Genomic DNA, 22,636 nt, shown 5'->3' on the forward strand with positions numbered 1-22,636 from the left:
TTTATCCTTTCGCTCTGAAAATCAGTGCAACTAAGAAGGAGAACAATATAGCTGAGGATATCCCAGCTGAAGTTAATTCAAATATCCCCATTGCAATACCAATAAATCCATGCTCCTCTGCACTTTCCATCGCACCGTGTAAAAGGGAGTGACCAAAGCTTGTAATTGGTACTGTTGCTCCAGCACCTGCAAATCGGATTAAATTGTCGTAGAGATCAAATCCATCCAAAATACTACCTGCTACGACAAAAACACTCATCACATGAGCGGGTGTTAATTTCGCAAAATCTAGTAAAAGCTGTCCAACCACACATATCGCTCCACCAACTAAGAAAGCATATAAATATTCCATTACCTACTCACCACCTTGAACACGTTCCAACACCACACCATGTGCGATTGTTGGGATGGTTTCCTTTTGCTGTATCATTGTCGGGCTAAGAAGTGCACCTGTTGCAACAATAAACACCTTATTTAAATTGCCACTAATTAGTTCTTTAACAATATGACCATACGTAACAATTGCTGAACAAGCACATCCACTCCCCCCAGCAAATACCTCTTGGTCTGAGTGGTAAAGCATCAGTCCACAATCATTGTGTTTGTTGCCCAGGTCATAGCCTTCATCTTTTACCATTTCCTTTAGAATTGGACTTCCAACACCTGAGAGGTCACCAGTAGCAATCAGGTCATATTCATCTTGATTTATATTTAAATCCTGAAAATGTCTAGTAATTGTATCAGCAGCTGCTGGTGCCATTGCAGAACCGAGGTCAAAAGGATTTGTTATTCCTAAGTCAACTACTTTACCTATTGTCGCTGAAGTAATCCTTATCGGTCCCTTCTCTTTACTCACAAGAGCAGTACCACCACCTGTTGCTGTAAAGGTTGCTGTATCCGGCTTTTGCCCTCCATATTCGGTTGGATATCGGAATTGTCTTTCAGCTGTGGCGTTATGGCTACTTGTTGATGCTAAGATTCTGTTTGCAAATCCAGCATCAACAAGCGCTGAACCAACAGCAAGAGTCTCCATAGAAGTTGAACAAGCTCCGAACATACAGATAAGTGGGATTTGATGATGTCTAGCAGCATAGTTTGTCGTAACATTTTGATTTAATAAGTCGCCAGCTAAAAAGAAATCAATATCATCATTTGACAAGTTCACTTTTTGTAGACAAGAATCAATCGAATCCACCATAAGCCTTCTTTCGGCAGATTCCCAAGAATCTTCGCCACAATGCAAATCATCATACTTTATATCGAAACTTGAACCTAAAGGACCTAAACTTTCTTTTGGTCCTACCGCTGTTCCCGTTGAATTTAAAAAGATTTGATTTTCAAATACCCATGTTTGTTTTCCAACTAGCCTCATGTCATTCACTCCTTACAATCAAGATATTGTGAGATTAAAGAAATAACGAATAATCCCAACAATATACGCAGAAACTGCTCCAAACACAATAACACTGCCTGCGAGCTTAAACATATTCGTGGCAATTCCTAATACGACACCTTCGCTTTTATATTCCATTGCGGCACTAGTCATCGAATTTGCAAATCCTGTAACAGGAACCGCGGATCCTGCACCAGCAAATTGTCCAAGCTTGTCATATAAACCAAACCCGGTTAATAAGGAGGATATTAGGATAAGAGTTGCGACAGTCGGATTTCCTACATCTTTTTCCGTAAAATCAAATACTGTCATATAGAAATTTTGTATCCCTTGTCCAATACAGCAGATAAAACCTCCAACCAAAAATGCCTTTATGCAATTAATAAAATACTTAGGTTTGGGTTGGTACTTTTTGATGCTATTTTTATAATCGTCTTTTATCTTTTTCTTAGTAGCCACTCATTGTTCACTCCCTGCGTTGTAAAATTATCCTTAATAAAATCATTTTACATAGTACATCCATTGAAATAATGACCCGGCGATTTTTCCAAAAACAATCGCCATAACCAGAATAATGATTTTATTATCGATTCCAATGCGTTTAGCTAATATTGGAAAAACATTTAGTACCTCTGTGAGGGCAGCTGCCAACATGCCGACGAATATCCCACTTGCTAATCCAACGGGAAGTACTAAAACCTCCCAAAGATTAAAGATATGATCGTTTAGAGTAAACCAACCACCAAATACTGCACCTAATACAACCCCCCACTCATAATAACGAATGAATTTCATTGTTTTTGTTAATTGTGTTAACCGTGGAATAATGCCTAAGACTGCTAAAAAAGCTACAAAACCGCCTCCAACAGCAAGCCCACTTCCTAATCCAATAAACATAATTAAAAGGACTTTAATTGTCATCAATGTGTTTCATACTTTCTTTGTTCTCATTTAAAATTAAATAATTATCTAAATCCTGCTGGTAATTAAACATTTCAACTTCAAGTGGACTTGGTTCTTCGTTGAGACGTTTCCGGAAAAAGTGATTGAAAAATAAAATCATCCCTAGACCTAAACCCAATGAATATGGAATTTGAAATAACAATGGTTTAGGAACTACGTCACCGGTTATCATGGTATAGATTCGCAGATGAACCTCTCTCATTGACACATCTTCATGGAAATTCATCATTGTAAGGGCAGCTCCTGTGAATAATAGAAACCAAACAGCTACAAAGAGTGCAGGTGCAAACCGTTTTTTCTTGATAGCTACCTCAATGATGGTTTGTGCGGGTCCAACCGTTTGAATGTCAACATGAGGAAATCGCCTTCTAATTTGTTCAATCACCTTCATGACATCAATGACAATAATATTTTTATCTTTTTTGCTTACTTGATGTATGATGATCTTTTTAATAGCTTGTGCGATGCTGTCCTCAGCACTTATTTGTATGATTTCACCAATAGTAATTGTTGCATTGGGTTGTACCAGTACGCGATGGCGCATTCGAACATAAATTGATTTTTCCATCACTTTCACACCCCACACATTGTTTTCCTTATATAAGTAGTATGTTAAATCTCATTTATCTAATGCGACTGGAGTGCAAACACCAATAATTACCACGGTAAACGAAAAAGACCGAATGGATCATACGTCCATTCGGTCTTTCATTTGTTGTAATATTTTTTTCTCAAGCCTCGACACTTGTACTTGCGATATCCCCAACCTTGTCGCAACTTCTGATTGGGTTTGATCCTTATAATAGCGCAGGAAAACGATTAATCTCTCACGTTCATCCAACTCGCGAATCGCTTCCTTTAGTGCTATTTTATCAAACCACTTTGTTTCATTATTATCCGCTATTTGATCAAGCAATGTAATCGGATCACCATCATTTTCATATACGGTTTCGTGAATAGATGAAGGTGCTCGACTTGCCTCTTGGGCTAAAACAACATCCTCAGGAGTGATTTCTAAGTATTCCGCAATCTCCGCAATTGTTGGAACTCTACCGAACTGCTTTGACAGTTCATCCTTAGCTTTCCGGATTTTATTTCCGGTCTCCTTTAATGAACGACTCACCTTCACCGTTCCGTCGTCTCTAATAAAACGCTGGATTTCACCAATTATCATTGGTACAGCATAGGTTGAAAATTTAACATCATAGGATAAATCAAATTTATCGACAGACTTCAATAATCCAATGCAGCCTATTTGAAACAAATCATCTGGTTCATAGCCTCGATTTAAAAATCGTTGTACAACAGACCAAACTAACCTCATGTTCTTCTGAACGATTAAATCACGTGCTTCTTGTCGACCTTCTTGGCTGAGTTTGATTAAATTCTTAACCTCGTTGTCCTTTAAATACGTTTCACTATTGTTGTTCTTGACCTCCACATCCATTGGCAAGTCTCCTTAATTGCATAACGCTTTACTCTTTGATAAATGCTTTGTTAGCCGTAATGTTGTACCTACGCATGAACCTGTTTCCACTTCAAACTCATCCATGAAATTTTCCATAATTGTAAATCCCATACCTGATCGCTCAAGCTCTGGTTTTGTTGTAAACAATGGCTGCCTAGCTTCCTCGAGATTGTTAATTCCAATTCCTTCATCTCTTATAGTGATATAGACTGTACTGTCTTCAATTTTGCATGAAATGTAAACAATCCCGCTTGGATCACTTTCATATCCATGAATAATTGAGTTTGTTACGGCCTCTGAAACAACTGTCTTAATTTCAGTTAGTTCGTCTAAGGTTGGATCAAGTTGTGTGATAAACGCTGCTACTGCAACTCGTGCAAATGACTCATTTTGGCTAAGTGCTGAAAATTGAAGGTGCATTTCGTTTTTCATTACGCCACCCCCAATGACTGAAGCGCAAAAGACTCATCACGCTCTAACCGAATGATTTTGAAAAGACCAGACATTTCAAATAAACGTTCGACCTGTGGGGAAATAGAACAAACAACCATTTCTCCACCTAGATTCTTGATTTGCTTGTATCTTCCTAAAATAACACCTAATCCTGAGCTATCCATAAATGTCAGCTTTTCAAGATTTAATAAGATGTGATTAATTTGATTGCTTTCAATCGTATCTGTTACCTTTAATCGCAATTCATCAGCTGTATGATGGTCTAGCTCACCAGTAAGCCTAATACATAACACATTGTGTTTTACCTCAAGTTCAATTCCAAGACTCACTTTACAATGCCTCCTTTAAATCGTATAGAGAGTCTTTTCGATATTCACATGAAAGAATCCTTCTTGATGACAAAACTAGTGTTCATTCGGCAAAAAATACTGAAATGCGCAAAGGGCAGGTCTCTCGGTGATTAGCTTATGACCATAGGGCCGACGGCGCTGGAACTAGACATCAAGAACCTTACAAAATTATGGAGTTTTATTAAACGTTCCCATAGTCCGTTTAAATAATTTCCACCAACTCGCTGCATCGATGTCTTTCTCTGCGACAAGGGGGCTTTCACTTAAAACCTTTCCATCTTTTTTAATCACGAGTTTTCCAATTTTGTCACCTTTTTTTATCGGAGCTTTTAGCTTTTCATGAACAACCACTTCTTTTTGTACATCATCAACTTTTTCACCTTTTTTCGTTAAAAGTGAAATAGGCTCAGATGTAACAAGTTTAATTTTCTTTTCACTTCCTTTACTTAATTTCGCTTCAGCAACTTGCTGATTACGCTCATATAAAGGATGTGTCTTATACTGACTAAAACCAAAGTCGAGCATTTTTGTTACTTGTGCATTGCGTTCCTTCGGTGTTGGGGCTCCAAATATAACAGATATTAATCGCATATCCTCTTTTTCAGCAGTCGCTGTTAAACAATATTTTGCCTCTGTTGTAAAGCCTGTTTTTAATCCATCTACACCTGGATAAAAGCGAACAAGGCGATTGGTATTTACAAGCCAAAATTTATTTTCGGAATCTTGACGTAAATAATCCTCATATTTACCAGTGAACTTAGTCACTTCTTCATATTTCAGTAATTCCTTTGACATGATTGCCATGTCATGGGCAGAACTGTAATGATTTTCTGCAGGAAGGCCAGTTGGATTTTGAAATAATGTATTTTTAAGACCTAATTCCTTCACCTTATTATTCATCATTTCAACAAAAGCTTCTTCTGAACCTGCTATCTTTTCTGCCATGGCAACTGAAGCATCATTGCCCGAACCAATAGCAATCCCTTTTAACATTTCCTCGACTGTCATTTCTTCGCCAGGCTCAAGGAATATTTGTGATCCTCCCATTGATGCGGCATGCTCACTTGTTCTAACTTTTTCAGAATAGGTGATACTACCTTTATCAAGGGCTTCCATGATTAACAGCATGGTCATGATTTTCGTCATGCTTGCTGGGGGAAGCTTTTCATCACTATTTTTTTCGTAAAGGATCTTCCCTGTATCACGTTCAATTAAAATTGCAGATTTTGCATTATTCGCTAAATCAACAGACGATTCCTGTGCAGAAGCGAAAGGGCTAATAGTAAAAATCATAATTGTTGAAAGTAACAGACTAATAAATACGCGTTTCATCCCAAACCCTCCATTCTTTATACTTTCCCATTTTTTCCAACAAATAAAAAAATATACATTTAAAAAAGGTCCTTTGAGGTAAAAGGACATAAAAAAATCCGAGGAATATTTCATCCTCGGATTGTGATTTACGATATTTTATCAATGATTAATGTAGGTGGTTTTACTGGATTTGATGAAATCGATATACTTTCAGATAATTTCTTTTTGATTTCAGCAATATCTTCAAAATTACTATGAATCGTGACAAGGCTATCTCCTTTTAAAACCTTATCACCTATTTTTTTCCTAAGAACAAGCCCAACCGCCAAATCAATTGATGATTCCTTTGTTGCTCTTCCTGCACCTAGAAGCATTGCCGCAGTACCGATGGAATCGGCAATAATACCTGAGACATATCCATCAGACTCTGCTTCAAACTCAAATTGATATTTTGCTTTTGGAAGCATTTCAGGTGAATCTACGACAGAAGCATCTCCACCTTGTGATGATAAAAATGTTTTAAAGGTTTCTAATGCTTTTCCATTTTTGATGGATTCCTCAAGCAGACTTCTTGCTTCTTCAATTGAATTCGCTTTTTTTCCTAGTACGACCATTTGGCTTCCTAAAACGAGACAAAGCTCTTGCAGGTCAGCAGGACCTTCTCCTCTTAACGTGTCAATCGCTTCTTTTACCTCAAGCGCATTACCAATCGCAAACCCAAGCGGCTGACTCATATCTGAAATAATGGCCATCGTATTTCTGCCCACATTATTCCCAATATCAACCATTGTTTTAGCCAATTCTTTTGCATCATCTAAATCCTTCATAAAAGCACCTGCGCCAGTTTTTACATCTAAGACAATCGCATCTGCTCCTGCCGCAATTTTCTTACTCATAATTGAACTAGCGATTAATGGGATGCTGTTTACAGTCGCCGTTACATCCCGCAATGCATAAAGCTTTTTATCTGCAGGTGTTAGGTTCCCACTTTGCCCTATGACAGCAACCTTATTTTGATTGACGAGACGAATAAAGTCTTCATTATTAATTTCAACATGAAAGCCAGAAACAGATTCGAGCTTATCAATCGTTCCACCTGTATGACCAAGGCCACGACCTGACATTTTTGCTACCGGTACCCCAACAGATGCAACTAGTGGAGCAAGTACTAATGTAGTTGTATCACCAACACCACCTGTACTATGTTTGTCTACTTTGACTCCTTCAATCCCTGAGAGGTCAATTGTATCGCCAGATTGAACCATTGCCATTGTGAAATCTGCTTGTTCTTGTTTTGTCATTCCAGTAAAAAAGACTGCCATCGTAAAAGCACTCATTTGATAGTCAGGAATTTCACCTTTCGTATAACCATCTACCACAAATGAAATTTCCTCTGACGTTAATTCCATTCCATCACGTTTTTTTTCAATTAAGTCAACCATTCTCATTATTTTTCACCTTTTTCTTGTGACTTACATTTTCTTCACAATTTGTTTAACAAGAGATAAAAAGTCAGTTTTTACTTTTTCTGTTGTTTCAATTACTTCATCATGGGTAAGAGGCTGATCTAAAATACCTGCTGCCATATTTGAGATACAGGAAATGCCAAGTACCTTTAAATTCGCATGGCGAGCGATAATCACTTCAGGAACAGTAGACATTCCCACCGCATCCCCACCTAATGTTCGTAGCATTTTAATTTCCGCTGGTGTTTCGTAAGAAGGTCCTGTCATTCCAACATATACCCCTTCTTGAATGGTTATATTCAGTTCATTCGCTACGTCCCTTGCAAGTGTACGAAGTTCTTTTGTATACGCTTCTGACATATCCGGAAATCTTGCTCCGACCTTTGAATCATTTGGACCAATCAATGGGTTTTGCCCAAAATTAATATGATCGGTAATAATCATTAAATCCCCTGGTTGGAATGATTCATTCACTCCACCCGCTGCGTTTGTAACAATTAAACTCGTTACACCAAGTTCTTTCATCACACGAATAGGGAACGTAACCTTATCGAGAGTATATCCCTCATAAAAATGAAATCGTCCTTGCATGGCAACAACTGATTTTCCTTGTAATGTACCAAATACAAGTTGTCCGGCATGACCTTCCACAGTTGATACAGGAAACTCTGGAATTTGGTCATATGGGACTTTGATTGGATTTTCAATTTCATCAGCCAACACGCCTAAACCTGAACCTAAAATCAAACCAATTTCAGGGGCACTCGGGCTTTTTTCCTTTAAGAATTGTGAAGCTCTTTCTATAATTGATTTATCCATTCCTATATTCCCCCATTAATCTCTGAAAGAAAACTCTTTCCATGTTTAGGTAATGTTACATTAAAATTATCCGCGACTGTTGCTCCAATGTCTGCAAATGTTGTTCGTAATGGTAATTCCTTACCACCATTCATTTTTTTGTTATATACCAATAACGGAACATATTCTCTTGTATGATCGGTTCCAGTATGTACTGGGTCATTACCGTGATCTGCTGTAATGATTAATAAATCATCATCGGTTAGTTTTTCAAATACCTCAGGTAAACGTGCGTCATACTCCTCTAGAGCATTTCCATACCCTTTTGGATCGCGGCGATGTCCAAATAATGCATCAAAATCAACTAGATTTACAAAGCTTAAGCCTGTAAAATCCATATTTAGGGTTTGTACTAACTTATCCATACCATCCATATTTGATTTGGTACGCAATGCTTGTGTAACGCCTTCTCCATCATAAATATCTGAAATTTTTCCGATTGCAATCACATCAAAACCTTGATCACTTAATTCATTCATAACTGTAGGTTCAAATGGTTTTAATGCATAGTCATGCCTGTTTGGTGTTCTTGTAAAATTGCCAGGTTCCCCAACAAATGGACGAGCAATAACACGTCCAACCATATACTTTTCATCAAGGGTTAACTCACGTGCAATTTCACAAATTTTATATTGCTCTTCTAAGGGTACAATTTCTTCATGTGCTGCGATTTGCAAAACAGAATCTGCAGATGTGTAGATGATCAATTTTCCTGTTTTCATATGTTCTTCGCCAAGTTCATCGATAATGGCGGTTCCGGATGCTGGCTTATTCCCTAAAACTCCTCGTCCAGTTCGTCTTTCAAGTTCATCTAATAATTCCTTTGGAAATCCATCCGGAAAAACTTGAAAAGGCGTTTCAATATGTAAGCCCATGATTTCCCAATGTCCTGTCATCGTGTCTTTTCCATTAGAGGCCTCTTGCATTTTCGTGTAGTATGCTAGTGGCTGTTCTTGAACAGGAATTCCTTTTATTTCTCGAATGTTGCTCAAACCTAACTTTGCCATATTCGGCATATGTAGACCATTCATTTCTTCCGCAATATGTCCTAATGTATCTGAACCCTCATCACCAAATTTTTTAGCATCTGGTGCTTCTCCGATTCCAACAGAATCCATAACAATTAAGAAGATCCGTTTGTATGTATAAGTAGACATGTAGTTCCCTCCCAAAGTATTCTATGAAGTATTTTCCCCTTCTAGTTGCAACTTACTCAATTTTTCACATATGTTTGATGGTCAGAAGTCTGACATCTTTGAGTATAAGGGTGTGGTTTATTCTTTTCAAGTAAATTCACAAGAGTATTAGCAAAAATTGTTAACATTTTTTGACGAAAAAAGCCAGACGTATTGTCTAGCAATCTATTAATCATTATTAGGCGCGAGGATGATAGTTTCTATATACATCCTTCAGGCGTGTTTTTGTGACATGTGTATAAATTTGTGTCGTTGAAATGTCTGCGTGACCAAGCATTTCCTGCACGGCTCGAAGGTCAGCCCCATTTTCTAAAAGGTGTGTCGCAAATGAATGACGAAGCGTATGTGGGGTTAATTCCTTTTCAATACGGGCATCATTTGCGATTTTCTTCAAATTTTTCCAGAATCCTTGTCTTGTCATACGATTCCCATGATGATTCACAAAAAAGGCGTCCGTTTTCTTTTGCTTCACTAGTTGACCACGACCATTTTCTAAATATGCCTGCAATGCCTTCGTCGCAACACTGCCGAGTGGAACAATACGTTCCTTATTTCCTTTTCCAAGGCAGCGAATAAACCCCATTGATAAGTGAATATCAGCTAAATTTAAGTTAATGAGCTCACTCACACGAAGCCCTGTCGCATATAAAAGCTCTAGCATTGCTTTATCACGTATACCAAACGGATTGTCCAATTTTGGTGCATCCAATAAAGCCTCTACTTCAGAAATATTTAATACTTTCGGTAGAGTACGCTCTGCCTGCGGTGTCTCGATCTGTTCTGTAGGATCATGGTCAGTTACTTTTTCACGAAACAAAAACTTATGAAAAGAACGGATTGATGCTATATGTCTAGCCAAGGTTCTTGATGAATTTCCTTGTTCCTTTAAGTGCTTCAAAAAATGAATGACTTGTAAACGGTTTACATCATTAAAGGATGAGATATTTTCAACCTTGGTTACATATTGATAATATTTTTTGAGATCCCGTTCATAGGACTTTACTGTATTGGTAGCTAGTCTTCTTTCGACAACTAGGTAATGCAAATAATCCTTCACTTGATCTTCCACTAGACTCTACTCCCCATTTCGGTAAAAAAACACTAATCGGTCCAACAGGCCATTCTCCTTTTCTTCAATCATCGAAGTAGCCTTTACTGAGGACCCTTCTGGTTCATCATATTTGTGGTAATTTTGATATTCCTCATTAACCCATATAATACCATAATAAAAAAGAATTGTGCATCCAGTAAACAATACAAAAACCTTTAATGTATCATATACAACGCGAAACCATTGTCCCATCTAGTAATCCTCCAATTCCATTGTTATTAGAAGATATGCCAAATTCACATGGTTTTATACACGCTTATCCCATTTTTTTATATTTCTTTCCCTTTATCGCACACTACTACATTAGATAAAGCTAGAAGCATTTGATTTCCCTATTAATTTATGAAAATCAAAAAAACCCTTTTCTCGAAAGGAAAAGGGTCGTTTATTTAAGAAGATCTGTTTCTTCTTTTGCTACTTTATCATGACAACGATGACAAATACCATGGAAAGTTAAACGATGGTCTTTAATAATAAAATTCCAATTCTTTTCAACGATTTCTTCAACATCCTCAAGTAAATCTTCTTGAATTTCGTCGACTGCCCCACATTCGATACATACAAGATGATGATGAAAATGTGCAGCACCTTCTTGGCGAAGGTCATACCTGGATACACCATCTCCGAAATTTATTTTATCAACAATTTTTAATTCGGTAAGTAATTCAAGTGTTCGATAAACAGTTGCTAAGCCGATTTCAGGCGACTTTTCTTTTACAAGGAGGTAGACATCTTCGGCACTTAAATGGTCCTCTTCATGTTCAAGCAGTACCCGAACGGTCGCCTCACGCTGTGGTGTAAGCTTATAACTTGATGAATGCAACTGTTTTTTTATACGATCGATCCGATTTTCCATGTAAAACTTTCCCTCCCTCGCCATTACCTCATTATTATATCAGAAGAAGGGGCACTGTCCAAATAAAATAATTATAAATAATAAGAAGTAACCATTATTAATTAATAACGATTCTTATTTATTAACCACATCAATTATTTCTTTCATTAGAACTGGAGAAGCGAATGCCTCTATAGCTGAAGCCATTAAAATGACGAAACTTACACCAATCATCAATAGCGAATATCGAGTCAACAGTTGTAAAACAGGTTCGTTCATTCGTTTCATAAATTGCTGTCGGATCATTTTTAGTGAGAATGCGACAGCGACTGTTCCGACGATAATAAATGTTGGAATGATTAATAGATTTTGTGGAAGTACGGAAACAAATGATAAGAGAAACCCGCTCCAGCCCATTTGATTGACGAGAAAGCCAACCGTAAATCCGACAACAACCCCTTTTAGAAATAACAGAATTAAGATAATGGGCAGCCCGATAATGGAGATCCCCAGAATCCACATGAGTCCGACATATTTTAGGTTATGAAGGATGCTCTGTTTGAACATATCGGTCGAATTGGCATAAGTTCCTTCAGAGACCTCTCCAAAAAATCGACTTAAATAGAAAAAGAGGTCTTCTTTTTGACTTGGGTTTAAGCTGTTTACGACAATTGCTCCAAAGATGACACCCATTAGGAATAGTACGGAAATAAATAAATATATGGATGAATGTTCACGAAAATGGTTAACGACAATTGTTTTATATGGTTGTTGCTTTCTCATCTATCGTTCCTCCTATCAATCTTCTAGTAGATTCTATGAGGGAAAATAGATTTCTATGACAACTTGGCCAAAACTATTTCTAGTGATTCGCCACTCTCATTAAATAGAAAAAGACCCCTTTTATTCGGAGTCTACTTTTCCATATTTACCGCCACCACCTGATTTAAGGCGGAGTTTTCCATGTCTTGCTTGTATGATGATGTCGACGATTGAACCTTTCACCACACGTCTTAATTCCTCTTCAGGTATTTCATGTAGAATAGCCATTTCTGTTTTAAAATAGTCCCTCAGTTTTTGTAAGGTTTTTGGCCCTAATCCGGGAATAAATTCAAGTGGAACTTGGTGCACATATGGAGGCCGATTTGAATTTGGTATATCCGTGTCTTTTAACTGCTGAAGTCGGTCAAAAACACCTTTTACAAATCCTGTATGCCCACAGCTAGGACAAGTCTCTGCCATCACATCCTCAATGATTGTTAAACATTTCTCACAGGTTGTTTTATGATACTTTCCTAATAGAGGATCTAACCCGTAATTTGCAACAACTTCCCTGCCAGCTTTTTGATGGAGTGCAAGTCTGAGTTCTTCAAAAGTGGGCTCTTTCATTTTTATAATTTGATATTCCCTCGCAATTTTCGGAAGGGAATGTGCGTCTGAATTGGACACAAACGTGAAAGAATGCAATTCTTTTATTTGGTCTGCCATATTTGTATTCGAGCTCAGCCCAAGTTCAATTGCATCAATTAAATCCTCATCAAACACTTCTGTTAACGATTGTTTTACACCCCGACCATACATACTTTTGTAAGGAGTGAAGACATGGGCAGGAATAAAAATACCGGATAACTCTTTAACCTTTCGTTGCAGTTCTCTTCCGCCCACATAAATTCTTTGTGAGCTCAATGTTATATTTTTCATTCGTTCGGATAGCCATGCGGAAAATAGCTTCATTTTTTCAATCGTCGGTATAAAAGCTAGGACATGTATCGGTCCTTTACAATTTTCATCATAGATTTCAAGCTCACTCCCTAAAAGGAGTGTCACATTCTTAAAACGTAATCCACCTTCTTCATAGGGATACACTTCTCCCATTTCAATTAAGGCTTCAAGCTCCCCGATGACTTCCGGAACATGACAATCTATAACACCAATCATGTCCATCCCTTTAATTTCAGTGGATTCCTGCAGGATGTTTCCAATAGTAAGTGACTTGGCACCTGTAATTTTTACTGGTTTACCCGAATTCGTTCTTCCGATATGGATATGGAGGTCAACATAGTAATTGTTCATCTTGGCCTATTCTCCTAATGCTTGTTGTAATTGTAAATACTGGACCGCATAAGCCGTCTTCGCATCATATATTTTCTTTTCTTTTATCAAATCAACAGCTTCCTCTAATGTAACCTCGAGCACATCGACAAATTCATCTTCATCCAAGCCCGCTGGGTTCTCCATCTTTTTTAAACCTTTCGCAATAAAAAGATGCACCAATTCATCTGCAAAGCCTGGAGAAGTATAAAAGGAAATAAGCGGCGTCAATGTTTCACAATCATAACCCGTTTCTTCTTCTAACTCTCGTTTTGCGGTTACTTCTGGGGCTTCTCCTTTTTCTAGCTTTCCAGCCGGAATCTCAACAATGACCTTCTCTAATGCTTTTCGATATTGTTGCACCATTACGAGCTTACGGTCATTAGTTATAGCTAGTATAGCAACAGCTCCAGGATGTTTGATAAGTTCTCGTCTACTCGTATTTCCATTTGGTAACTCTACCTCTTCTATATGTAAATCGATAACCTTTCCTTCAAAAAGAACGTCCCTACTAATTGTCTTTTCTCGCAAATGATCCATTATAGCCAGCTCCTTGTTCTACTAAATATATATACTTCATACATTTTAGCATAGTTCTTTTCACTTTTTATAACCCCCAAGGAGGTTTGCGATGAAAATTGTGATTGGTGAAAATCGGGTAGCGTTAGTCGGCAAGGCATGGGAAATTCGCGCAAAACTGAAGGAATATAGTCGTTCCTATCAAACTGTCCAAGAGTGGATTAATCAAGGAAGAGTGGAAAAGGAGAAAAAATAAGCTGGCGTGATGCCCCTTCAAATTATTTGTGATTCAGACATCAAAAAGATAAAATGATATCTAGATGTTAGAAGAATGAGAAATCTGGAGGGGATTGCTGTGGACAAAAGAAGGATCGGGGCTTCTGACTTATATGTAAGTAAACTAGGACTAGGCTGTATGTCAATTGGTACGGAAGAAAAAGAAGCCTTACAAATCATTGATGCTGCAATAGATTTGGGAATCAATTATTTAGATACGGCAGATTTATATGATCAAGGACTAAATGAAGAATTCGTTGGTAAAGCTCTTAAATCAAAAAGACAAAATATTATTTTAGCTACTAAAGTTGGAAACCGTTTTGAAAAAGGTAAGGAAGGATGGTCCTGGGACCCATCTAAAAAATACATAAAGTCCGCTGTTAAGGACAGTCTCAGACGTCTGCAAACCGATTATATCGATCTATACCAACTCCATGGTGGGACCATTGAAGATCATATCGATGAAACGATTGAAGCATTCGAGGAGTTAAAGGAGGAAGGTGTCATTCGCTATTATGGAATCTCTTCTATTCGTCCAAATGTGATCCGGGAATTTGTGAAGAAATCTTCCGTCGTAAGCGTGATGATGCAATACAGTATTCTCGACCGACGCCCTGAGGAACAGATGCTTTCCTTTTTAAAAGAAAATGAAGTCAGTGTTGTTGCACGTGGCCCCGTAGCTAAAGGCTTACTCACCAATCGACAAGCTCAGGATGCAAGTCAAAGGATAAAACAAAATGGATACCTTGATTATTCTTTTGAGGAGCTTGAGTCTGTGATTTCTACCTTAAAATCAGATGTGGCAGGTAATAGACCTTTAACGGAAATCGCACTACAATATTGCTTATATGAGGACGTTGTTGCTTCTGTCGTAACCGGGGCAAGTTCAACCCGTCAAATTGAAAAAAATGTGGAAGCTGCAAATGCAATGCCTTTAACAGATGAAGAAATTCAGAGAATCAGAGACATTTCAAAGGCTTCGGTTTATAGTCAGCATCGATAATTCTATAAGTGAACCCCACAGAACCTGTGGGGTTTTGACATTATTTAAAATCGGACCATTTAAGGTTACTCTCGTTGAATAGCTCTTCAAATGACTTATTTTTTTCTCGTTGTCTTCTTTCCTCTCTTTGTCTTTCAAGCTCTTCTTCTTGTTTTTTCTGAACTTCTTCTTTTAACTGTTGTTGTGTATTTTTTAACTTTGAAACAATATCGTCATTCAGTAAGTCTCCAAGGCTTAATTTCTCATCTTTTTGCTTTTTAACAGATGGCTTTTGCTTCTTCTTAGCCATAGTATTCCCTCCATACATCAACCATTTGGCTACTATTATATCAAAAAAAGCGAATAACCGCTTGGTAGGTTATTCGCCGAAGCTCCTTTAGTATGCATCAAGTACGACGTCATTTTCGATGAGTAGATTTGGCTCTGTAGAAGCTATAATATCCTCTACCGTAAATCCTTTGGCCACCTCTACTAATTTTAATCCGTTCTCAGTCACATCAATTACAGCACGATCGGTAATGATTCGATTTACGACTCCCTTTCCGGTTAAAGGTAGGGTACATTTTGTTAAGATTTTCGCCTCTCCTTTTTTATTAACATGATCCATAATCACAATGATCTTCCTGGCACCATGAACGAGGTCCATTGCCCCACCCATTCCCTTTATCATTTTTCCTGGAATCATCCAATTTGCAAGGTCACCCTTCTCTGAAACTTCCATTCCACCAAGAATCGCAATATTGATATGTCCACCGCGGATCATCGCGAATGATTCCGCACTGTCAAAATATGCTGCTCCCGGAATCGCTGTGACCGTCTCTTTCCCGGCATTGATTAAATCTGGATCAACATTTTCTTCAGTTGGATATGGACCAATTCCAAGCAACCCATTCTCGGATTGGAGAACAACTTGTTTATTAGAAGATATATAATTGGCAACAAGGGTTGGCATTCCAATTCCAAGATTTACATAAAAGCCATTCTCAATTTCCTTTTCAGCCCTTTTTGCAATCTTTTCACGTGTATTTGTCATCGCCTTCTCCCCTCTTACTTAGATAATGTCAATCGTTCAATTCGCTTCTTTTGTTCACCTACAATTAATCCTTGAACATAAATACTCGGTGTATGAATCATATTTGGGTCAAGTTCGCCAATTTCATAGAGTTGTTCAACCTCTGCAATCGTTACCTTGCCTGCTGCAGCAATCATCGGGTTAAAATTACGGGCCGTCTTGTTATAGATTAAATTCCCCATTTTATCAGCCTTTTCAGCGCGAACTAGACTAAAGTCAGCCACAAATGCCTCTTCTAACACATATTCCTTCCCATTAAATACACGGGTTTCTTTTCCTTCAGCAATTGGGGTTCCAACTCCTGCAGGTGTGTAAAATGCCGGAATCCCCGCTCCACCTGCTCTAATTTTTTCCGCCAATGTCCCTTGGGGAACTAGCTCAACCTCAAGTTCACCTGACAATGCTTGTCGTTCAAATTCCTTGTTTTCCCCAACATATGAACCGATCATTTTCGAAATTTGTTTGTTCTGTAAAAGTAAACCAAGTCCCCAATCATCAACACCACAGTTGTTTGAAATAACTGTCAGATCCTTTACCCCAGACTCGGCCAATGCGAAAATTAAATTTTCTGGGATACCACATAAACCAAATCCACCCACCATAATCGTGGAACCGTCTTTGATTTCCTTAACCGCTTCCTGAAAAGAGGAATATATTGGTTTCATTTGCACACCCCACTATTCAATATTTTCAACAATAGTCGCTACACCTTGGCCGCCGCCAATACATAAAGTTGCTAATCCGTAACGATCATTACGACGTTTTAGCTCATGAATAAGAGTAACTAGAATTCTTGCTCCACTTGCGCCTATTGGATGACCTAACGCAATTGCACCACCATTCACATTTAAAATATCATGGTTAAAATGAAGCTCTCGGTCTACTGCAATAGACTGAGCTGCAAAGGCCTCATTTGCTTCAATTAAATTCATATCACTAATACTTAATCCGCATTTTTTCATTGCCTTTTGGACAGCTGCGACCGGTCCAATCCCCATAATACTAGGGTCAACTCCAGCATTTCCATTCGCTTTTATGGTAACTAAACCTTTTATGCCAAGCTCATCAGCTTTCTTTTTACTCATAATGACAAATGCAGCCGCTCCATCATTTATTCCAGAGGCATTACCCGCTGTAACAGAACCATCTTTCTTAAAGGCTGGACGCAGGCTTCCGAGTTTCTCAACTGTTGTACCTGCTTTTGGGTATTCATCTGTATCAAAGACAATGCTTTCTTTTTTACGTTGTGGAATCACAACTGGCACAATTTCTTCCTTAAATTTGCCTGCTTCAATAGCAGCTATTGCTCTCTCCTGGCTACGAGCTGAAAAACGATCCTGTTCTTCCCTCGTAATCTCATATTTATCGCATAAATTTTCGGCTGTAATCCCCATATGATAATCATTAAATGCACACCATAACCCATCGGAAATCATGCTATCAATCATCTTTTGGTCGCCCATTTTAAATCCATTTCGGGCACCCTTCAACAGATACGGAGCCTGGCTCATATTTTCCATTCCACCAGCCACAATTACGTCTGCATCACCAGCAATGATTGCCTGCGTTGCTAAGTGTACGGCTTTTAATCCCGAGCCACACACCTTATTTATTGTCATCGCTGGAGTTTCCTGTAGCAAACCTGCTTTTAAGGCTGCCTGCCTTGCTGGATTTTGGCCTACACCTGCCTGCAAAACATTGCCCATAATCACTTCATCTACATGCTCCGGGTCCACCCCTGCTTTTTCAATAGCCGCTTTAATAACGACAGCACCTAGTTCTGGAGCTGAAACAGACTGCAAACTCCCTCCAAAACTACCAATCGCTGTTCTGACAGCGCTTACAACCACTACATCATTACTCATTTCAACATCTCCTTTACGTACGGACTTTATGTATTCATTATCATATATATTTCGATGCTTTTTTCGAAATACCTCTTATTTTGTCTAAATTTCTATTATTCTTGATTTTTAGAAAAGAGCTCCACTAGAATAAGAGATAAGACTATGTTTTGCTGGAGGGTTGTCCATGCAATTACCTAAGCAAGTCACAATTATTGAAGTCGGTCCAAGGGATGGGCTGCAAAATGAAAAAAGCATAATACCAACAGAAGCGAAGATTAATTTTATTAAAAAATTAAAAATGGCGGGCCTTCAAGAAATGGAGCTTACCTCATTTGTTTCGCCAAAATGGGTACCACAGATGAAGGATGCAGAAGAAGTTATCACTGCTTGTTTAGATGACACTCGAAATATTGTATTAGCACCGAATCGTAAAGGAATTGAAAGACTGTATGAAACAAATTGTAAAGCGGTTGCTGTTTTTGTTGGGGCCAGTGATAGCTTTAATAAAAAAAACATCAATAAAACGACGGCTGAAAGTTTAGAGGAATTAAAACCTCTTATTAAGGAATTAAAGGAAAAGGGATATTTTGTACGTGCATGTATTTCTACTTCTTTTTACTGTCCGTTCGAAGGAAAAGTAGATGAAGAAGCTGTATTAAAGCTATGCTCAACTTTTGTACAATATGGGGTAGATGAATTAAGTGTCGCCGATACAATTGGAAGAGCAAATCCAAAAGAGGTTTTCTCCCTTTTTTCAATGTTAAAAAAAGAGCTACCAAATACCTTGTTAACAGCTCATTTTCATGACACCCGCGGCATGGCGCTTGCAAATGTGTTGGCTGCTATTCAAGCCGGAATAGAACGTTTCGATACCTCTGCTGGTGGCTTAGGTGGTTGCCCGTTTGCACCGGGTGCCACTGGTAATGTTGCTACGGAGGATGTTGTGTATATGCTTGAAGAAATGGGGATTTCCACAGGAATCAATCTTTCAAAGCTTGTGGAGGCTGTTGATGTAATAAATCCTCTCCTGACAAGACCGATTGAAAGTAAATTTTACCGGCTGACAAAAGCAAAATAAGAATATTTCACTTGAAAACTCCACATCCTATCCATGAAATTATAAACATCCTCTTGGAAATGGAGTTGTTACCATTGGCAAAACGAGACAAAGGTCGTGCTCAAAAAGGAAAACCGAATGCTGATACGTCAAACAACACGATGGCTGCTGAAGAAATGGAAAAAGCCATTCACCCTACAAACCGTCAAAATTCAGAGCAATGAAAAAATCCCCTGGTAAAGTCAACTGTGACCTACACCAGGGGATTTTTTTTAGATTTTCGGTGCTGTTTCTACTTTTGTCGTTGCTCTTGCTTTTAATTTATTTCTTTCTCTACGAGTTGCGGGTATCCGAGAGAATGAAAACAATCGATAGACAGCAGGAATTAACAGTAATGTAATGAGCGTTGCAAACGACAACCCTGAAATGATGACAGTTGCCATTGGCGCCTGATAATTCCCGGAGGCTCCGGATTCAAGTGCAAGCGGGAGCATACCGCCAACCGTTGTCAGCGTCGTCATAAAAATCGGGCGAATTCGATCATTGCCTGCTCCGATAAGCGCTTCCTCAATCGTAAATCCTTCCTTACGAAGCTGGTTTGTTCTGTCTATAAGCAATATGGCATTATTCAATACAATTCCTACAAGCATGATAATACCCATTCCTGACATGAGATTTAATTCCATCTGGGTAATAAACAATCCGAAAATTACCCCAATGATTGTAATCGGAATAACGGACATTACAAGCAATGGATGCCCAAAATGGTTAAATTGAACAGCCATAACTAAATAAACAAGGAAGATTGAAATCGCAAAGACAAATATCATATCCGTCATTAGCTCCTGCTGCTGCTCTAAATCTCCACCTGCTGATAGAGTATAGCCTGTTGGCATCTCAAATTCATCAATCATTTTCTGAATATCTCGATTTACTGCACCGAGATCACGATCCTTTATATCTGCGGAAATCGTCACAAGTCTTTCTCCATCAGAATGAATGATTTCATTTGGCGTTTGAACCGTTTCAAGTTCAATAAATGTAGAAAGTGGCACTTCAACACCATTAACAGGTAATTTCATATCAAGTAAATCCGTTTTTGTATCAGGTATTTTCGTCCAACTTAGCTGCAAAGGTATTGTTTCATCATCATTCTGCATCGAACCGACCGGCATTTGAATAAAGGAAGCTTCAATAAATTGTTTAATTTGTGAAGGCAATAAGCCCTCTTTTTCGATTTCTTTTTCTTTTAAAACAACGATTTGCTCTTCGGAGGTTCTTTCAACTGAATTTGTGATTGCTGAAATCCCATCTACATTCTGTAGCTCATCTGCAAATTTGTTTGAAATCATTTGGAGCTGTTCAAAACTATCTCCTTTAATATTTACTTTGACAGGAAACCCTCCCCCGCCTGCCATTGCACTTTGAACACCCAAGACGGGTTGACCTTCCTGCATATTTCGCAAAGTATCTAGTATTTTTTCATTTACTTCCTTTTGTTCTACCGTAATATGATCGCCCTTGGTCATATTAATAATAATGTAAAGCATACTTCCATTATCCATGACATAATTTGTTTCAACATCGTTTACTTTTTGTAGTCTCTGATTTATTTCATTCACTACATTCTGCTTTTCTTCCACAGATAATCCTGGTTCTAAGTCTACGCCAAGTTCTGCATAGCGATTTAGCATATCAGGCATAATGGTCATCGGTATTTTCGATACAAGAAATAAGGAACCAACTAACATCAATAGAAACAATGTTATTATGGCAAAGCTATTTCTTTTCTTTTTAATCACCCAAGTAACTACATTGCGATAGCCTTTCATAAAAATCGAGTCTTTTTTCAATTTAGATGGTTTTCTTAGCTTTAAAAATACTTCTGACAGTGACGGAATTAATGTGAAAGATATGATAACGGAACTTATTAAGGTTATTGCCACAACAGCGGAAAGCATTATGACAAATTCACCCATCTCACCACCTATTAAACCAATTGGTAGGAACACAACGATGGTTGTTAGCATAGATGCAATGACTGCCGAAGCTACTTCCTTAGTCCCTTCGATGACAGATTCGAACCTACCAAATCCAAGTTCCTTCTTTTTATATATAGCTTCTAGGATGACAATAGAGGAATCCACCATCATTCCTATTCCCAGTCCAAGTCCAAGTAAGGTTAACATGTTAAAGCTATAATCAAATAACCACATCGCTGTAAAAGTTAAAAGTACGGAAGATGGAATCGACAAACCAATAATAAAGGTTGCTCTAATATTACGTAAAAACAGTAATAAAATGACAATCGCAATGATTCCACCAATTAATATATTGTCTTTAACCCCGTCGATTGACTCACTGACATAATCTGCTTGGGCAACAACCTCGTTTAATTCAAAGTTCTTTACAAGGCCATCGCTTTGAATTTTTTTCACTTCCGCACGTATTGCTTTTGCCATCTCAATTTGCGTGACATTCGATACACGCCCAATTTGTACGAGAATAAAGTCCTGCGAACCGTTTTTCCATACATATGAGTTATTCTCTATGGGCTGGATTGCTATAGTTGCAACATCCTTTAATAAAATCGATCCATTTTGCGTTAGAAGTGAAATATTTTCGATATCATGAACACTATCTATCTTTGAACTCCATCTCAAAGAAGGTGAACCCTTCTCATTTTGTAATTCTCCTAAGGTTGCTTCACCTTCAGACTGTTGAATCGCTGCAACCACTTGGGAAACCTCAAGATTATGTTCTTGTAATTTTTCACGGTCTATTTTAATGGCAGCCTCTTGTTCCTTGCTCCCTGTTAGTAAGACATCTCTTACCTCAGGCAGAGCTTCTAATCTTGGCTCTAAAATCTCTTTTGAAAATGCAGACATTTCTTCCATGTTGCCACCAGATACATCCATAAAAAATTCGTAACTTTGACTTCCTCCATACTGACCTGATGCAATATCGGTGATATTCGGATACTCTGATTTGGCAGATGCAATGACAGACTCGACTTCTTTATAAATCTCTTCGCCTCGCCCCGTCTCAAATGTAAGATTCAATGTTGTCCTTCCGATATTGGTAGTGGACTCAACACTCTCAACACCATCTATTGCTAAAATTTGTTGTTCAATGGGGGTGGTAATCGTTCTTTCAACTTCAATTGCTGCCATTTCTCCTGCGTAAATCTCAACAAACGCTCCGTCTAGTTTTACAGGGGGCATGAGCTCTTTGTCTACTTTTAATAAAGAATAGCCCCCTAATACGGTTACTAGGAAAATCATTAAAGTAATTAAGATTTTCCGTTGGACAATAAATTTCAATAAATTCACAGTTCATCTCCTCTTTCTTCTAACAGGTAAAA

The 22,636-nt window shown here is 38.2% G+C and carries 27 protein-coding genes; 4 read left to right on the top strand and 23 right to left on the bottom strand.

Going from position 1 to position 22,636, the window contains the following annotated elements; all coding sequences use genetic code 11:
* Window position 1: 1 nt before the first annotated feature.
* The 18 genes from spoVAE to DZB84_RS11760 form a co-directional block, all read right to left on the bottom strand.
* Window positions 2-352: a stage V sporulation protein AE gene (gene spoVAE / locus DZB84_RS11675; RefSeq protein ID WP_116352439.1), complete on the bottom strand. Its 351-nt coding sequence runs from the start codon at window positions 350-352 to the stop codon at window positions 2-4.
* A 3-nt stretch (window positions 353-355) separates the two neighbouring features.
* Window positions 356-1,372, bottom strand: a complete 1,017-nt coding sequence (gene spoVAD, locus DZB84_RS11680; protein ID WP_116352440.1) for a stage V sporulation protein AD — start codon at window positions 1,370-1,372, stop codon at window positions 356-358.
* Window positions 1,373-1,390: 18 nt separating this feature from the next.
* Complete coding sequence (gene spoVAC, locus DZB84_RS11685; protein WP_116352441.1) at window positions 1,391-1,852, bottom strand: stage V sporulation protein AC; 462 nt, start codon at window positions 1,850-1,852, stop codon at window positions 1,391-1,393.
* 42 nt (window positions 1,853-1,894) lie between these two features.
* Complete coding sequence (locus DZB84_RS11690) at window positions 1,895-2,314, bottom strand: stage V sporulation protein AB (protein ID WP_116352442.1); 420 nt, start codon at window positions 2,312-2,314, stop codon at window positions 1,895-1,897.
* On the bottom strand, window positions 2,304-2,924 hold the full coding sequence (locus DZB84_RS11695) for a stage V sporulation protein AA (protein ID WP_116352443.1): 621 nt from the start codon (window positions 2,922-2,924) through the stop codon (window positions 2,304-2,306). The genes DZB84_RS11690 and DZB84_RS11695 overlap by 11 nt, the downstream gene beginning before the upstream one ends.
* Before the next feature lie 120 nt (window positions 2,925-3,044).
* The gene (sigF, locus tag DZB84_RS11700) at window positions 3,045-3,803 is read right to left on the bottom strand and encodes an RNA polymerase sporulation sigma factor SigF (RefSeq protein ID WP_116352444.1); all 759 of its coding nucleotides are present in this window, start codon (window positions 3,801-3,803) and stop codon (window positions 3,045-3,047) included.
* 12 nt (window positions 3,804-3,815) lie between these two features.
* The gene (spoIIAB, locus tag DZB84_RS11705) at window positions 3,816-4,256 is read right to left on the bottom strand and encodes an anti-sigma F factor (RefSeq protein ID WP_116352445.1); all 441 of its coding nucleotides are present in this window, start codon (window positions 4,254-4,256) and stop codon (window positions 3,816-3,818) included.
* A complete protein-coding gene (gene spoIIAA / locus DZB84_RS11710; protein WP_116352446.1) occupies window positions 4,256-4,606 on the bottom strand; it encodes an anti-sigma F factor antagonist in 351 nt (116 codons plus the stop codon). The genes spoIIAB and spoIIAA overlap by 1 nt, the downstream gene beginning before the upstream one ends.
* A gap of 189 nt (window positions 4,607-4,795) precedes the next feature.
* On the bottom strand, window positions 4,796-5,959 hold the full coding sequence (locus DZB84_RS11715; RefSeq protein WP_116352447.1) for a D-alanyl-D-alanine carboxypeptidase family protein: 1,164 nt from the start codon (window positions 5,957-5,959) through the stop codon (window positions 4,796-4,798).
* 128 nt (window positions 5,960-6,087) lie between these two features.
* Entirely contained in the window at window positions 6,088-7,389 is a 1,302-nt protein-coding gene (locus tag DZB84_RS11720) for a pyrimidine-nucleoside phosphorylase (protein WP_116352448.1), read from the bottom strand.
* 24 nt (window positions 7,390-7,413) lie between these two features.
* Entirely contained in the window at window positions 7,414-8,226 is an 813-nt protein-coding gene (locus DZB84_RS11725) for a purine-nucleoside phosphorylase (protein ID WP_116352449.1), read from the bottom strand.
* A 2-nt stretch (window positions 8,227-8,228) separates the two neighbouring features.
* Entirely contained in the window at window positions 8,229-9,422 is a 1,194-nt protein-coding gene (gene deoB / locus DZB84_RS11730; RefSeq protein ID WP_116352450.1) for a phosphopentomutase, read from the bottom strand.
* Window positions 9,423-9,639: 217 nt separating this feature from the next.
* A complete protein-coding gene (gene xerD / locus DZB84_RS11735) occupies window positions 9,640-10,530 on the bottom strand; it encodes a site-specific tyrosine recombinase XerD (protein ID WP_116352451.1) in 891 nt (296 codons plus the stop codon).
* Window positions 10,531-10,536: 6 nt separating this feature from the next.
* Complete coding sequence (locus DZB84_RS11740; protein WP_116352452.1) at window positions 10,537-10,764, bottom strand: YqzK family protein; 228 nt, start codon at window positions 10,762-10,764, stop codon at window positions 10,537-10,539.
* Window positions 10,765-10,957: 193 nt separating this feature from the next.
* Entirely contained in the window at window positions 10,958-11,428 is a 471-nt protein-coding gene (fur, locus tag DZB84_RS11745; protein WP_116352453.1) for a ferric iron uptake transcriptional regulator, read from the bottom strand.
* 114 nt (window positions 11,429-11,542) lie between these two features.
* Entirely contained in the window at window positions 11,543-12,190 is a 648-nt protein-coding gene (gene spoIIM / locus DZB84_RS11750) for a stage II sporulation protein M (protein ID WP_116352454.1), read from the bottom strand.
* A 120-nt stretch (window positions 12,191-12,310) separates the two neighbouring features.
* The gene (locus DZB84_RS11755; protein ID WP_116352455.1) at window positions 12,311-13,480 is read right to left on the bottom strand and encodes an endonuclease Q family protein; all 1,170 of its coding nucleotides are present in this window, start codon (window positions 13,478-13,480) and stop codon (window positions 12,311-12,313) included.
* Between the two features lie 6 nt (window positions 13,481-13,486).
* Window positions 13,487-14,038, bottom strand: a complete 552-nt coding sequence (locus tag DZB84_RS11760) for an NUDIX hydrolase (protein ID WP_116352456.1) — start codon at window positions 14,036-14,038, stop codon at window positions 13,487-13,489.
* Window positions 14,039-14,129: 91 nt separating this feature from the next.
* Between DZB84_RS11760 and mciZ the strand changes: the two genes are divergently transcribed.
* Together mciZ and DZB84_RS11770 are read left to right on the top strand one after the other, a co-directional pair.
* Entirely contained in the window at window positions 14,130-14,273 is a 144-nt protein-coding gene (mciZ, locus tag DZB84_RS11765) for a Z-ring formation inhibitor MciZ (RefSeq protein ID WP_116352457.1), read from the top strand.
* Window positions 14,274-14,372: 99 nt separating this feature from the next.
* Window positions 14,373-15,296 carry an aldo/keto reductase gene (locus tag DZB84_RS11770; protein ID WP_116352458.1) on the top strand — a complete coding sequence of 308 codons (924 nt, stop codon included), beginning with the start codon at window positions 14,373-14,375 and terminating at the stop codon, window positions 15,294-15,296.
* A 40-nt stretch (window positions 15,297-15,336) separates the two neighbouring features.
* On the opposite strand, the gene DZB84_RS11775 is transcribed toward DZB84_RS11770, so the two are convergent.
* From DZB84_RS11775 to DZB84_RS11790, 4 genes are all read right to left on the bottom strand, one after another.
* Complete coding sequence (locus tag DZB84_RS11775) at window positions 15,337-15,585, bottom strand: YqkE family protein (RefSeq protein ID WP_116352459.1); 249 nt, start codon at window positions 15,583-15,585, stop codon at window positions 15,337-15,339.
* Between the two features lie 87 nt (window positions 15,586-15,672).
* The gene (locus DZB84_RS11780) at window positions 15,673-16,329 is read right to left on the bottom strand and encodes a CoA transferase subunit B (protein WP_116352460.1); all 657 of its coding nucleotides are present in this window, start codon (window positions 16,327-16,329) and stop codon (window positions 15,673-15,675) included.
* Window positions 16,330-16,343: 14 nt separating this feature from the next.
* Window positions 16,344-17,033 (bottom strand): CoA transferase subunit A, encoded by a 690-nt coding sequence (locus tag DZB84_RS11785; RefSeq protein WP_116352461.1) that lies wholly within the window; start codon window positions 17,031-17,033, stop codon window positions 16,344-16,346.
* Between the two features lie 12 nt (window positions 17,034-17,045).
* Window positions 17,046-18,233, bottom strand: a complete 1,188-nt coding sequence (locus DZB84_RS11790) for an acetyl-CoA C-acetyltransferase (protein ID WP_116352462.1) — start codon at window positions 18,231-18,233, stop codon at window positions 17,046-17,048.
* Window positions 18,234-18,399: 166 nt separating this feature from the next.
* On the opposite strand from DZB84_RS11790, the gene DZB84_RS11795 reads away from it, so the two are divergent.
* Window positions 18,400-19,293: a hydroxymethylglutaryl-CoA lyase gene (locus DZB84_RS11795; protein WP_189655225.1), complete on the top strand. Its 894-nt coding sequence runs from the start codon at window positions 18,400-18,402 to the stop codon at window positions 19,291-19,293.
* Between the two features lie 74 nt (window positions 19,294-19,367).
* Window positions 19,368-19,496, top strand: coding sequence for a hypothetical protein (locus tag DZB84_RS25445; protein ID WP_262983972.1), 129 nt, complete (start codon window positions 19,368-19,370; stop codon window positions 19,494-19,496).
* Between the two features lie 48 nt (window positions 19,497-19,544).
* Here DZB84_RS25445 and DZB84_RS11805 read toward each other — a convergent pair whose 3' ends face one another.
* Window positions 19,545-22,604: an efflux RND transporter permease subunit gene (locus DZB84_RS11805; RefSeq protein WP_116352465.1), complete on the bottom strand. Its 3,060-nt coding sequence runs from the start codon at window positions 22,602-22,604 to the stop codon at window positions 19,545-19,547.
* Window positions 22,605-22,636 lie beyond the last annotated feature (32 nt).

The sequence above is a fragment of the Bacillus sp. HNG genome (genome assembly GCF_003400205.1).
GTDB lineage: Bacteria > Bacillota > Bacilli > Bacillales > Bacillaceae_L > Ferdinandcohnia.